Here is a 12,027-nt window from a genome sequence, read left to right on the forward strand (position 1 = left end):
CTTCACCAACTGGTTGTCCACGGTGTCCAGGCTCTCGCTGGTCTCCGTCAAAAACTCCCGCAACAGATCATCCATGAGATACGCCTTACTAACCCAGACTTCGCGGCCGGCTTGCGGCCCTTGATCTCGTCGGCCAAACGGGCCTTTCGCGGCCGGCATCGTTGCCAGCGGAGAAAATCGGCGGCGCCTGAACGCCTTCGACAAACAGCGGAGTGCCCTCCCCTGAATGGTTAGACACTCCCTTTCACGGTCCCGTTAATTTCGGCCTCCGTGCTAATACGGATATTGAAGACAACTGAAGCATTTGAGCGCGCCGGCTGGACAAATGCGCCGCGTTCACGCGTGCAGGATGGGACGCGCGCAACCTCCTGACGACGACAGCGGGAGCATGAAAAAAGCCGTGGCGATCGAAGGCGCTGCGCTGAGGCTGCGCAATTTGAATCAAATCACCGGCCCTTGCCGGCGCACCGACGACAGGCATCTTGCGCATGGCGGCCGAGGCGCGCGTGCTGCATTCACGGTAAACAATTGCCTAGCCCAGGGGACGACCGGTCACCGGTGCGCTAACCTAGTCGCTTGGCATTCGTGGTGGAGCAAGCGGTATCGGACTCGGACAGACACTCATTGATCACGGCGATCAGCGGGATCGTCGGCGCGCTGTCGTGAAAGAGCCTCACCGACTCGAAACCGCGCATGGGCTTCAATCGAAATGCAGGATGTCGCGCATCCGTCCAACGAGAACGTCGCTCGGAATACGAACGATGACCGGTGAATGAAAATCGCCGGAATCCGTCCGAGATGATCCCCGTCATCAAGGCGCCAACAGTCTGCGGCATCGTCGCTTGCCGTCAGCCAGCATGCCGCTCATGATGGCCCACTTGCCTTTTTCTCCCGCCCGCTGCGCCAAGGCACCGCTGCCTGGCCTTTCGAAGCACACTCTTCACATTTCCGCCGCAATGCGGCGGGCTGCCTGCCTTCGAACGCAAATATAAACCGACGCACAACTAGTACCTTAAATGCAAAGCATCTTGTTGCACCTGGATAGAAGGGCCAACGTTGGGAGCACGATGAGCTTCGCATGACCGCAGGCGACCGCCCGGCAAACCAATTGCTGCAGATGCTCGATGCGGCTGACTTCGCCTTGCTGCAGCCTCATCTCTCGACCGTCGCAATGGGCAGGGCGACGATCCTGGGCGAGCAGGATGCCAGGCAGAAGCAAGTGTACTTCCCGCATGAGGGCACCGTGTCGATGACGGTCAGCCTCGCCGGGGGACAATCGATCGCGGTGGCGTTACTCGGACGCGACAGCGTCATCGGTGGTGGTGCGGCGCTCGCCGACGGCCGGACGCCGACCAACGCGACGGTGCTGTTTCCCTGCACCGCGGCGGTCCTCGATATTGCGGTGTTCCGAGAGGTCGCCGACGCCAGCGCGCGATTTCGTCGCCTGATTGTCCGGCACGAGCAGGCCTTGCTGGCGCATGTCCAGCAATCGCTGCTATGCAACACGCTGCATCCGGTCGAGGCCCGGCTGACGCGCTGGCTGTTGCGCGCGCGCGACCTCTGCGACCGCGAAGCCTTGCCGCTGACCCAGGAACTCCTCGCGGAGATGATCGGCGTGCGTCGCAACGCCGTCTCGATCGTGGCGCACACCCTCCAGCAGGCCGGCATCATCCGCTACAGCCGCGGCCAGATCGAGATCATCGATGCCGAGGCGTTGGCCGCAACGTCCTGCGAGTGCCATGACACGGTCAAGGCGCAGTACGAGCGCCTGTTGAAAACAGGGCCATGAAACGCACCGGCGGCGACGATCCGTCTGCATGCCAACGTGCACATGCGCACCCGGCCTGCTCGCCACGACCAAATTGCGCCAAATGTCCCAATTGCCAATATATCCCGACGGTCACATGATGGAACCTAGCCTGCGCAGGGCAGACGGGACTTGCGCGGCGAGCGGCGCTTCGTCAGCCAGCACAGGCGAGAGGCGGCTATGGATTCGATGGTGCGTCCACCCAACGGCTTCCTGTCTGCCATGTCGGCAGACGACTACGAATTGATCCGTGCGCATTTGCGCATCGTGGACCTGCCGCACGAAGCCGTGCTGGTCGAGGCGGGCGAGACCCTCAAGCGGGCCTACTTTCCGCATCGAGGTGTCATCTCCCTGGTGGTGAAACTCGCCAAGGGCGAGCATGTGCAGGTCGCCATGATCGGACGCGACAGCCTGCTCGGCGCAGATTCCGCCATGGGCGAAGCGCCCGCCCTCAATACCGCGATCATGCTGGTCGCCGGAGCGGCGTCGGTCCTCGACCTCGATCGGTTGCGTGCGGCCGCCGACCAGAGCGCGAGCCTGCGCGCCCTGCTCGTCCGTCATGGCCTCGCCGTCTATGCGCAGGTCCAGCAGACCGCCGGCTGCAATGCTGCCCATCCCGTGGAGTCGCGGCTGTCGCGATGCCTGCTGCAAACCCACGATCTGTCCGGCGACGTCCGGCTACTGCTGACCCAGGAGGCGTTGGCGCAGATGATCGGGGCGCGCCGCAACAGCGTGTCGCTGGTCGCCAACACGCTCCAGCATGCTAACTACATCCACTACAGCCGCGGCCATATCCAGATCAACAATATCGACGGGCTGCGTCAGACGACCTGCGAGTGCTATGCGACGGTCAAGATGCAATACGAACGGCTGCTCGGGTCGTCATGATCGCCAATCGCGGCGGCAGCCCGGCGGCGGCCACGTGGTAAACGCCGCGCTGACACGCGGCGGAAAAAGCCGGCCGAATTCCTACGACAACCGAAATCTTCGCCGCGTAGAAGCGCGAGCCGGGGAAAGCCTCCGTCTCGCAGGCGGCGGCCGGCCAAGAACCAGGGCCAGGATCAGGGCGGACAACCATGCTCAACACTATCGCCGGCGTGCCGGCGGCCGACACCGAGCCCGCGCGCGCCCCCGGTGCGTTCGAGGAACTGGTGCGTGAGATCGGGCACGACGGCGCGTGCGAGGTCCTCGCCGTGTTCTGGGACGACACCGATGCGCGCCTGAAGCGCTTCCGCGAGCTTGCGCTCGATCAGCATCGCGCGCGAATCGCACGCGAGGCGCATTCGCTGAAAGGCTCCGCGCGCACCTTCGGCTATCGCCGGTTGGCCGCGCTCGCCTTGCAGCTCGAGACCAGTGTCGAGGTACTGACGGACGCGGACTATTGCAACCTCATGGACCGCGTCGATGCCGCCTATGCCGCAGCGCTGGAGCTCGAGCCCGCGAGATAGTCTCCGCCTCCCCGCACCCCGCCGTACTTCTACGGCGTAGAATTTTCACACATGGCTAATCATAGGTGGCGATAGTCGCGCGAGACCAGGAGGGCCTCCATGTTCACCTATGAAACCGCGGACCAGAAGGAAGTCCGCCGCTTCCGCATCGCACAGTTCAACGGCCGCATGGCGACCGTGAAATCGGGCAGCAAAGCGGTGACCGGCTTCGTGCATTCGGTGCTGGAGCAGGAATCGGCCATCCCTCCCCGCTGGACCATCACGATCATCCCGAGCGCGCCGAAGGAAGAGCCCAAGCCGTTGCGGCCCGGCTCGCGCATCCGTCCCTTCGCGGAAGATCTCTACTGAAAACGGCCGAGCCGCGCGCGCGGCGCTAAGCCCGTCTTCAAACCCGTCTCAATCGATCGAATGTAGCAGCGCCGCGCGAACCAGGTCCGCGGTGTTACGCGCGCCGAGCTTGCGCATCGCCTCCGCCCGGTGGCTTTCGAACGTCCGCGGGCTGATCTGCATCCGCAGCGCGCCCTGCTTGTTGGAATAGCCTTCGCTGATCAACCGCAGCACCTCGCGCTCGCGCTTGGTGAGCCGCTTCGGGCCGGACAGGTTCGACAATTCGACGCCGGGGCGCGGCCCCTGCTGCACGCGGCCGGATTTCGCATCCGTCTCCGTCGTCGCGGCAACGGCGGCCGGGCCGTTCCTTTGCGGTCCGACGAACTGCTTGACGAGCGCGCAGACACGTTCGGTCTGGGTCAGCGCGTTTTCCACCACGCGCTGGATATAGGCGCGGTCGCCCGACGCCGACACAAGCTGATCGCTGTGATGCTTGATCTCGCCCATGTAGAGCAGCAGCGCGGTGAGGGGACCGTTGAGCTCGCGGGCCATCGCGGCGGCGGCCTCGTCAGCCGCCTGGATGCGCGCGCCATTCAGCCGGGAGAGGTCGAGCGCTTCGTGCGGAGAAGCGCTGTCGTCGTACCAATCCGACGGCCGCGAATCAGCGGCCGTATCTTGCTGATGCCCCATGTGATTCGTTTAACGGAACCCGGGCCGAATCGTGGTTAACTTTTTACTCCGTAAGACTACGGTAAATCAGGCAGTTTTACGTAAGATTCGCGGCGACTACACAATTAGTGCTTGCGAATACTTAGGGATTACCACGCTTTGGTTGCGAAAGATGCCTGATTCTTAGGCTTTCGTGGAAATGCCCTCCCGATGGCCGTTCCGGGGATCCGGCCCCCGCGGTTCCCGGATTTTACGGATTAATTAACGGGGGCTTGCTTCTCTTAGCCTCGGTTGCGAGCGCGCAAATGCCTCCACGTACCGGGCTGGTAGCCGGACGGGAAACGCTGCGGAAGATTGCGTGCCATGAGCGAGATCGATCGGCTTTGGGAGTTTCTGCAACGGCTGACGCCGCTGTCGCGGAGCTGTCTGCTCAGCGAGCTCGAGCGGCTGGAGCTGTGCGGCATCGACATGCCGGGCTCGTCCGACATCCAGTCCAAGCTGCGCGCCGAGTTCCGCAAGGACGGATCGACACTCGCCCGTGCCAGCAATCCGTCGCGCTACTTCTTCGCGCCGCTCGAACGCTTTCTGATCGACGGCGCGCCGGAGCACGCCAATGCGGGCCGGATCTCGCGCAACACGCTGACCCCGATCTGGGAGTGGATCTGCCGCGACCTGCTGCCGACCATGGCGCGCGACTACATCAAGGCCATCACCGACCAGACCGACGCCAACAACCCCAAGGAAGCGATGAAGATCGCCTCCGGCTTTCAGACCAAGGTCGTCAAGGTTCTGGAAAATACGCTGGCCTCGTCCGACGGCGAGGAAATATCGCGCGCCAAGCTCGGGCAATATACCGCGTCGCGCACCGCGTTCGACGACGTCATCAAGATACTGCACGTGTTGCGCTCGCATGACGCGCTCATGAAGTTCAATGCCAAGCTGCCGGAGCGGATCGGCAAGCTCGACGACAGCCAGGTGGCGAAGGTCACAGTGCTGCTGGACGTCATCAGGAAATCCCATCCGAACGCGCTACCCTTTGCGATCACGCTGGTCGCACGGCGTCTGCAGACATACTGGCACCTGATCCGGCTCGCGACCAAGCCCGCCGCAAGCAAGAGTGCAACGGACGTGGCGGCAACGCCCTATGCGATGGCGGTCTCCATGGTGCTCGACCAGCTCGACGACAGGCGCCTGGCGCTGCGGGTCGCGCTCAAGCACAACCGCGTCCTGGTCGCCCGCGACCTCTTGGCCGACATCTACGACACCGAATATTCGCTGAAGGTTCGCATCGACGAGATCGAGCAGTCGGACTGGGGCGTCCGCCTGCAGCAATTGATGGACGCGATCGCAGCACTCGTGGCCGCCGAAGTCAGCCGCTTTCCCGTCAATGTCGGCCACATTCTCGGCTCGCGCCGTCTGCGCAGCAACCAATCCCTGGCCGGCCGGCTGACCTATCTCGCATGGAAGGGGCGCGACGCCGTCACCGACGGCGCAGCGGTGTTCCGGAAGCTGATCGGGCAGACCTGAAGGGAATCAGTCCCGCGACGCGCGCGGCAGACTGAGAAAGCGGTCGAGAAACCGTCCCGACAACACAAACCTGAACCACCAGACTATCATGCGCCGCGTCGTCATCGCTGCGGTCCTCGACGGCCGGCTCCCCGGCCCTTGGGAAGACTTAGCGCGACTGCCGCGGGACACTTGTGAGATGGTTCACAGTTGCGCGGCGCGGTTATGCAACTGACTGCAGCGCCGTCCCGAACTTTATCCACCACCGACGAGAAAGCGGTGGATAACGACAAGGCCGCAACCGGCATCTGATACCGCTATTATTCAATTGGGCGACGGCTTGCGTGCCGCGCTGCCTGTTTGCACGGACGCCTCGACTTCATCGCGGTGCATGATCGCAGGCTATGTCGTTAGGTTTCCACGCAGGTCGGCGCGGCGTCGACCGATTGCAAAAACTTCTTCAAAAACATTCATACAATTTTACACGTAATGCGCGCTTTAACGTTACTCGGATAATCCAACAATCATCTCAAGCTCTCCATATTTGAAGCTTCGCTGGCCGTTATCAGACCGTCACGAAACGGGAGTGGTGCGATGGAAGATGGGCTGGGCGAACTCGTCGGGCGGAAAGTTGCGACTTTTGGGCGGAGAAAGGTCACGCCGCGTGCGTGCATTGTCGACGGCAAGCGGCATCTGCGCGCCTTCCTCTGCGAGGTGCTGGAGGATCTCGGCTTCGTCACCAGCGAATGCGGCCATGTCGATGACCTCACCGATGTCCTCGCCGCCGAGCTGCCGGACCTCGTCCTGCTCGGTATCGCCGTCGACGGGCTGGAGCCCGGCAGAGTCCTCGAAACGCTGGTCCGCACGCAATTCGGCGGCAAGGTTCTCACCGTCGGCGCCCGCGACTCCATCGTCCTGAAGGCCGTGCAGCAGGTCGGCGCGGAATATAACCTCGACATGCTGCTGCCGCTGACCACGCCGTTCGCGGCCGAGACGCTGCGCGACCGGGTCGCGACGCTGCTGCCGGACGAGCCGGCACCGAGTCCCGCCGTGCATGTCGGCGAGGCCCTGCATGCCGGCTGGCTCGAGCTCTGGTACCAGCCCAAGATCAACGCGCGCACACTCGTTCGCTCCGGTGCCGAGGCTCTGGTGCGGATGCGGCATCCGACCTGGGGCGTGGTGCCGCCGGCCTATTTCATCCCCGACGCGGACGATCCGCATTTTCGGGCCTTGTCCGAGTTCGTAATCGAGCGCGTCCTTGCCGACTGGCACTATCTGCTGGAACGACAAAACGCGACCGATCTCTCGATCAACCTTCCCGCGTCATACCTGCGGGACCCGCAGGCCGTGCGCGAGCTCTGCCGGCGCATGCCGACGCACCCGGCGTTCCACGGACTCACGATCGAGATCGGTAGCGACGACGCGATCGAGGAGCTCGCGCCTTTGAACGAGATCGCGCGTGAGGTGCGCTTTCACAATATCGGCGTTGCGATCGACAATGTCGGCGCCAACTGGCCGGGGCTGATGGGCATCGACAAGTTTGCCTTCGTCAAGCTCAAGGCCGACCGCCAATTCGTCACCGGCAGCGGCAACGACCGCCTGAAGCGCACGGTGTGCCGCCACATCGTCGAACTCGCCCGGGAGTACGGCGTACCCTCGCTCGCCGAAGGCATCGAGAGTCGCGCCGACCTGATCGTCGCCAACGAGATCGGCTTCGACCTCGTGCAGGGCTACCTGTTCGGCAAGCCGGCGCCGCTGAAGAAGTTCGCACGCAGCTCGCTGACGCGGACGGTGATGGGAGGGGCGTGAGGCTGCGTTGATGCGAACCGGTAGCCACGTCGCTTGAAGCGTTTTAGCGCCCGCCTCGCCGCTTGCGCGCCTTGAGCTTCTTCGCGGCCTTGCTTGCAGGCTTCGTGGCCGGCTTTTTTGCCGGAGGCTTCGCGACGCTCCGGGCTTTGGACAGCGGCCGCTTGCGCGGCGCGCTCTGCCGTTGCTCGGCCTTGCGCAGGCGCTCATCCCGGTCTCTCACGGCGGCGATATATTCGAGCACCGAGAGGTGAGCTTCGCCAACGGCGGCATCCGACACAGGGCCGGGAGCGGTGACCGACAGGACGCGGTGGGCCTTCGCCATCCTCGCTTCGAATTGCGAGGCGATGACCGGCGGAACGTGCAGGCGCTGGGCGGTGTGCCAGTCGATATCGGCGACGATCTGTCCGGTGCCCAGCACATTGCCGCTCGGCGCCACCTCTTCCCGGACGACCTCCTTCGCGGTGGGAATAGGTCTGCGAAGCGCCTTCGCCGCGACTTTCGGCAGGGTCAGCGAGACGTCTCTCGGTTTTGCGAGCAGCGCCGCATTCCAGTCCGGCGAGGCTTCGTCGCGGTTCGTCAGCTTGCGACCGAGCGAAAAGGTCGATCGCAGCGCACGAACGACCGAGGCATGGTCGAACCTCGCATTGCCTCCGAAGATGGTCGAGCCCAGGCCTGCCGGTAGCCAGGGTGAGATCAGCACCGCCGGCACGCGCACGCCAAAACCGTTGAATGCGCAATTGCGCGGATTGCCGGCCCTGTTGTGGTTCAGCGGCTTGTCGCCGGGCGGCGTCGCCGCCGGCGGGGCTGCGTGATCGAAGAAGCCGCCATGCTCGTCCCATGTGACGAGCATGGCGCTGTTGGCGCCCACCTTCCGGCCGAAGATCGCGTCATGCACCTTCTTGATCAGGATCTCGCCAAGGCTGATCGCGCCGGTGGGATGCTGCGAGTTGCCACCCCTGAACGAGGGCAGGCCGTAGCTCGGCTCGATGAAGGTGTAGCCGGCGACGTCGCCGCTCGCGACATCGGCGGCGAAACTTTTGAAGTGCCGGAAGAAGCGCGGGTCGTTTCGCTTGTCGACCATTCCCTTCAGCGCCAGCACCTGCGGAAAGTCGAAATCGAAGCTGCCGTGATGATGGTAGACCCGCCACGACACGCCCTTTGCCGCAAGCCGGTCGAACAAATGGCCGTTCTCGAATTGCAGCGCATAGCCGGGATTGGTCACGGCGCGCACCACGTCCAGCGTGCCCATGCTGTTGTCGAGCCCTCCGGACGAGGCGGCGTGAACGAACAGCCGGTTGGGCCAGGTCGGGCCCGGCATCGAGGAGTACCAATTGTCGAAATAGAGGTTGTTCGCCGCGAGCTCCAGCAGGACCGGAAGCGAGGCTGCGTCGAATCCCTTCATCGTGTCAGGGCCGCCGCTCTTCTCAAAGCCGTCCATCGCGCCGGAATCGATCTGAGCCGCGACGTCGTCGAACTCGTGCGGTGGATCGCTGTCCAACTGATCCACCGCGCCGGATTGGAAATGGAAGCTCACCTGTGGCGGCTTGACGCCGGGCAACCCGGAAAAGGCCAGCATGTGATCGAAGGACCGGTTCTCCAGCATGAGGACGAAAACGTGCTCGATCTTGGCCATGTCTTCGCACCCAATGGAGCTGGCGGCCCCGCATGAAACGACTCGAAAAGAAAGCGACTGCCGCGAACAAGGATCATTGATGACCGGGCATCGCCCGATCCAATGAGCGCGATGGTTCCACAACCAAAGATAGAGTCAAGGCGATCGCCGCCGGGCGACACCGGACTTCGGGCCGCAGGACCGAGCCGCGCATGGCGTCAACGCAGGGCCCACCGAGGGTGACACCGGCAGTTCCTGGCGTGCAGCGAAGCCTGATTTCGGCTCAGGGCGATATGGCGGAGAGGGAGGGATTCGAACCCCCGATAGGCTTGCACCTATGCCGCATTTCGAGTGCGGTGCATTCAACCACTCTGCCACCTCTCCTTGAGGGCCAAATCGGGGGCAGAGCCCCTGTGGTCGGGGTGTCTTCTAGGCGAGGATGGCGGGCCAGACAAGGCGGGAAGGGCGAAAATCCGCCACCTCTTTGCGGCATGGGAACAGGGATGGAGCATCTTTCTGTCACAGCCAACGGCGCCACCTTCCATGTGGCTCGCACCGGCACCGGCAAGCCGCTGCTTTTGCTGCATGGTTGGCCGGAATTCTGGCTGACCTGGGAGCCGGTGATGACGCGGTTGGCCTCCCGCTTCACGCTGATTGCGCCCGATTTGCGCGGTTTCGGCGACAGCGACAAGCCGGATGGCCCTTACGGGCCGGACCAGCACACATCAGACGTGCTGGCCCTGATGGATGCGCTGGGGGTCGAGCGATCCGGCGTCGTCGGCCATGACGTCGGCGGCGCCGTGATGCAGCCCCTTGCCCGCCGCGCGGAGGCGCGCCTCGCCGGGCTGTTCTTCTTCGATTTCGTCTATCCCGGCATCGGGCCGCGCATGGCAGCGCCCGACCGGCTCAACCACATCTGGTACCAGTCGTTCCACCAGATGGAGATGGCCCCAAGCCTCGTCGGTGCGACGCGCGAAAACTGCCGGCTCTATATCGCGCATTTTCTCACGACCTGGTCGCATCGCAAGGATGCCTTCGACGACGTGCTCGACGTCTTCGCCGATAATTTCTTCAAAGAGGGGAATCTCGCCGGCGGCTTTGCGCATTATCGCGCGGCTCATGCCGCGCGCGTCGCCATGATGAAGGGCGAAGCGCCGCAACTCTCACCGATCACGGTGCCGACATGCGTGCGCTGGGCCGAGCACGATCCGCTGTTTCCCTATGCATGGACCGATCGTATGAGCGAAACCTTCACCGATCTCGATCTCGCGATGTTTTCTGATGTCGGACACTTCCCGCATCGCGAGGATCCGGATCGCGCGGCCGAGGAGATTGCGGGATTCTTTCGACGAAAAGGGTGGAGCTGAAACCCCAGGGGTGGGACCGCCAGACGCGGTAAACACCGGCGGTCCCGTGCCGCTCATTAAAATCTGGTCGGGAAGGGCGGCTTCGCCGGCCAGGTGAGACGACGGATCGACCCTAGCGAGTAGCCTGTGCGCCGCAACGCAATCCGTCCCTTAACCTAACCGGTCAAGGTTACTGCTTGTCGTTGTCCTTGGTTCGACGCGTTTTCTTGGCGCGAACCGGTACCCCACTTCGCTCGAAAACGCTTTAGCCCTTTTTCTTGCCGTTCTCCGTAGAGTCCCGGTCTTTTCCGTTGCCGCTGTCCTTGCGGCGATTGGTAAATCGCGCATTGCCAAGGCCAGTGCCGATCGTGAGCACGCCCCAGCGCTCGACGTCCTGCATGAAGGGCACTTCCGACAGGCCCTGCACCACGCCGTCATTGTGCATGAGGATCGCGGTGTCGTGCCCGCCGATCTCCGGAATACCCTCGATCAGGCTCGCTGGCAGGTTGAACTTGCTGCTCTCCCAATTGCCGGGCAGGTTCTGCGCGCCCTTCTCGATCGAACCGTCGTTGTTGATCACGCCAGGACAGGCGATGCCGATGAAGGGCGCGAGCTTGAAACCCTCGTCCTCGCCTTGCGTGATCAGCCCCTTCAGCATCTTGATGAGCCGCTTCACCGCGCCTTCGCGCGTCGGCTCGTCGTCGGCGTGACGCCACAGCTCGGACTTCCACACCGCGGCTTTTGACAGGTCTTTTGCTTTCTTCCAGCGCGTTTCCACCAAGCCGCAGCGGATATTGGTGCCGCCGATATCGACGGCGAGGATCGTATCGTGGGCTTCGAAGATCCATGACGGCGCAAGATGCAGCGCGCCGATCAGGCCGGCTTCATCCGGATGGGCGCGGACCGGCACCATGTCGATCTTGAAATCCTCGGACTTCAGGATGATGTCGGCCCGCGCGATCGCGAGCTCCCCTAACCGGGAATCGCGAAACCCGCCACCGACCACGATGCGCTCGGTCTTGGCCCAGGCCTTGGTCTTCAGGAAACGCTGCGTGACATAGGCCAGCTCCTGAGCGAACTCCTCGATCGCGCTGTGCACCACGGCGGAGGCCTCGGTGTCGTCGCCGACCAGCATGTCGTCCAATACCTTCTTGCTGATCTTCTCGGAGGGCTCATCACCGAAGGGATCCTCGCCGGTCTTGCGCAGCGGCTTGCGCCAATGGTCGAGGATCGCCCGGAACGCGCCCTTGCTGGCGCGGTCGCCGAGAAAACCGTCCTCGTCCTTGATCTCGAGGTTGAAGCTGTCGACATCCACCGACGGCAGCCGGATCGCGCCGTGCTGGGCGATGCCTGTCGTCGCGACCAGTTCGTCCGTTGCCATGGGAGCCCTTGCCCGCTTTACATGTTCGGCGGGACAACGGCGCGGGAACCCGATGGTTGCAGATGCGGCCAATTATCCGGCCCCTCGGTGCCGGCAAAAACCGGCCAAATCCTTCAGATTTG

The 12,027-nt window shown here is 63.5% G+C and carries 11 protein-coding genes and 1 tRNA gene; 7 read left to right on the forward strand and 5 right to left on the reverse strand.

Features of this window, described 5'->3' with window-relative positions:
- Positions 1-204, reverse strand: a 204-nt coding sequence (locus JQ632_RS23540; protein WP_212404969.1) for a hypothetical protein, incomplete at its 3' end; no start/stop codon positions are given.
- 874 nt (positions 205-1,078) lie between these two features.
- Between JQ632_RS23540 and JQ632_RS23545 the strand changes: the two genes are divergently transcribed.
- The 4 genes from JQ632_RS23545 (at position 1,079) to JQ632_RS23560 (ending at position 3,603) form a co-directional block, all read left to right on the forward strand.
- Entirely contained in the window at positions 1,079-1,789 is a 711-nt protein-coding gene (locus JQ632_RS23545) for a Crp/Fnr family transcriptional regulator (RefSeq protein ID WP_212404970.1), read from the forward strand.
- A gap of 198 nt (positions 1,790-1,987) precedes the next feature.
- On the forward strand, positions 1,988-2,695 hold the full coding sequence (locus tag JQ632_RS23550) for a Crp/Fnr family transcriptional regulator (protein WP_212404971.1): 708 nt from the start codon (positions 1,988-1,990) through the stop codon (positions 2,693-2,695).
- A 188-nt stretch (positions 2,696-2,883) separates the two neighbouring features.
- Positions 2,884-3,255 (forward strand): Hpt domain-containing protein, encoded by a 372-nt coding sequence (locus tag JQ632_RS23555; protein WP_212404972.1) that lies wholly within the window; start codon positions 2,884-2,886, stop codon positions 3,253-3,255.
- A gap of 99 nt (positions 3,256-3,354) precedes the next feature.
- On the forward strand, positions 3,355-3,603 hold the full coding sequence (locus JQ632_RS23560) for a hypothetical protein (RefSeq protein ID WP_212404973.1): 249 nt from the start codon (positions 3,355-3,357) through the stop codon (positions 3,601-3,603).
- Between the two features lie 48 nt (positions 3,604-3,651).
- Here JQ632_RS23560 and JQ632_RS23565 read toward each other — a convergent pair whose 3' ends face one another.
- Positions 3,652-4,272 carry a LuxR C-terminal-related transcriptional regulator gene (locus tag JQ632_RS23565; RefSeq protein WP_212404974.1) on the reverse strand — a complete coding sequence of 207 codons (621 nt, stop codon included), beginning with the start codon at positions 4,270-4,272 and terminating at the stop codon, positions 3,652-3,654.
- A 342-nt stretch (positions 4,273-4,614) separates the two neighbouring features.
- Here JQ632_RS23565 and JQ632_RS23570 point away from each other — a divergent pair, with 342 nt between their 5' ends.
- Both JQ632_RS23570 and JQ632_RS23575 read left to right on the forward strand, forming a co-directional pair.
- Complete coding sequence (locus tag JQ632_RS23570) at positions 4,615-5,778, forward strand: hypothetical protein (RefSeq protein WP_212404975.1); 1,164 nt, start codon at positions 4,615-4,617, stop codon at positions 5,776-5,778.
- Between the two features lie 573 nt (positions 5,779-6,351).
- Positions 6,352-7,566 carry an EAL domain-containing protein gene (locus JQ632_RS23575; RefSeq protein WP_212404976.1) on the forward strand — a complete coding sequence of 405 codons (1,215 nt, stop codon included), beginning with the start codon at positions 6,352-6,354 and terminating at the stop codon, positions 7,564-7,566.
- Positions 7,567-7,609: 43 nt separating this feature from the next.
- Here the strand turns inward: JQ632_RS23575 and JQ632_RS23580 are convergent, their stop codons facing one another.
- Both JQ632_RS23580 and JQ632_RS23585 read right to left on the reverse strand, forming a co-directional pair.
- A complete protein-coding gene (locus JQ632_RS23580) occupies positions 7,610-9,199 on the reverse strand; it encodes an alkaline phosphatase family protein (protein ID WP_212404977.1) in 1,590 nt (529 codons plus the stop codon).
- 273 nt (positions 9,200-9,472) lie between these two features.
- Positions 9,473-9,562, reverse strand: a tRNA-Ser gene (locus tag JQ632_RS23585).
- 119 nt (positions 9,563-9,681) lie between these two features.
- On the opposite strand from JQ632_RS23585, the gene JQ632_RS23590 reads away from it, so the two are divergent.
- Positions 9,682-10,545 carry an alpha/beta fold hydrolase gene (locus tag JQ632_RS23590; protein WP_212404978.1) on the forward strand — a complete coding sequence of 288 codons (864 nt, stop codon included), beginning with the start codon at positions 9,682-9,684 and terminating at the stop codon, positions 10,543-10,545.
- Between the two features lie 244 nt (positions 10,546-10,789).
- On the opposite strand, the gene JQ632_RS23595 is transcribed toward JQ632_RS23590, so the two are convergent.
- Positions 10,790-11,905, reverse strand: a complete 1,116-nt coding sequence (locus tag JQ632_RS23595) for an ROK family protein (RefSeq protein ID WP_212404979.1) — start codon at positions 11,903-11,905, stop codon at positions 10,790-10,792.
- Positions 11,906-12,027 lie beyond the last annotated feature (122 nt).

This window comes from Bradyrhizobium liaoningense, assembly GCF_018130955.1.
GTDB lineage: Bacteria > Pseudomonadota > Alphaproteobacteria > Rhizobiales > Xanthobacteraceae > Bradyrhizobium > Bradyrhizobium liaoningense_C.

What these genes read in the sequence shown, in the direction of transcription:
- JQ632_RS23545 (WP_212404970.1), top strand. Translation starts at nt 1,079, where the DNA reads ATGACCGCAGGCGACCGCCCGGCAAACCAATTGCTGCAGATGCTCGAT.
- JQ632_RS23550 (WP_212404971.1), top strand. Translation starts at nt 1,988, where the DNA reads ATGGATTCGATGGTGCGTCCACCCAACGGCTTCCTGTCTGCCATGTCG.
- JQ632_RS23555 (WP_212404972.1), top strand. Translation starts at nt 2,884, where the DNA reads ATGCTCAACACTATCGCCGGCGTGCCGGCGGCCGACACCGAGCCCGCG.
- JQ632_RS23560 (WP_212404973.1), top strand. Translation starts at nt 3,355, where the DNA reads ATGTTCACCTATGAAACCGCGGACCAGAAGGAAGTCCGCCGCTTCCGC.
- JQ632_RS23565 (WP_212404974.1), bottom strand. Translation starts at nt 4,272, where the DNA reads ATGGGGCATCAGCAAGATACGGCCGCTGATTCGCGGCCGTCGGATTGG.
- JQ632_RS23570 (WP_212404975.1), top strand. Translation starts at nt 4,615, where the DNA reads ATGAGCGAGATCGATCGGCTTTGGGAGTTTCTGCAACGGCTGACGCCG.
- JQ632_RS23575 (WP_212404976.1), top strand. Translation starts at nt 6,352, where the DNA reads ATGGAAGATGGGCTGGGCGAACTCGTCGGGCGGAAAGTTGCGACTTTT.
- JQ632_RS23580 (WP_212404977.1), bottom strand. Translation starts at nt 9,199, where the DNA reads ATGGCCAAGATCGAGCACGTTTTCGTCCTCATGCTGGAGAACCGGTCC.
- JQ632_RS23590 (WP_212404978.1), top strand. Translation starts at nt 9,682, where the DNA reads ATGGAGCATCTTTCTGTCACAGCCAACGGCGCCACCTTCCATGTGGCT.
- JQ632_RS23595 (WP_212404979.1), bottom strand. Translation starts at nt 11,905, where the DNA reads ATGGCAACGGACGAACTGGTCGCGACGACAGGCATCGCCCAGCACGGC.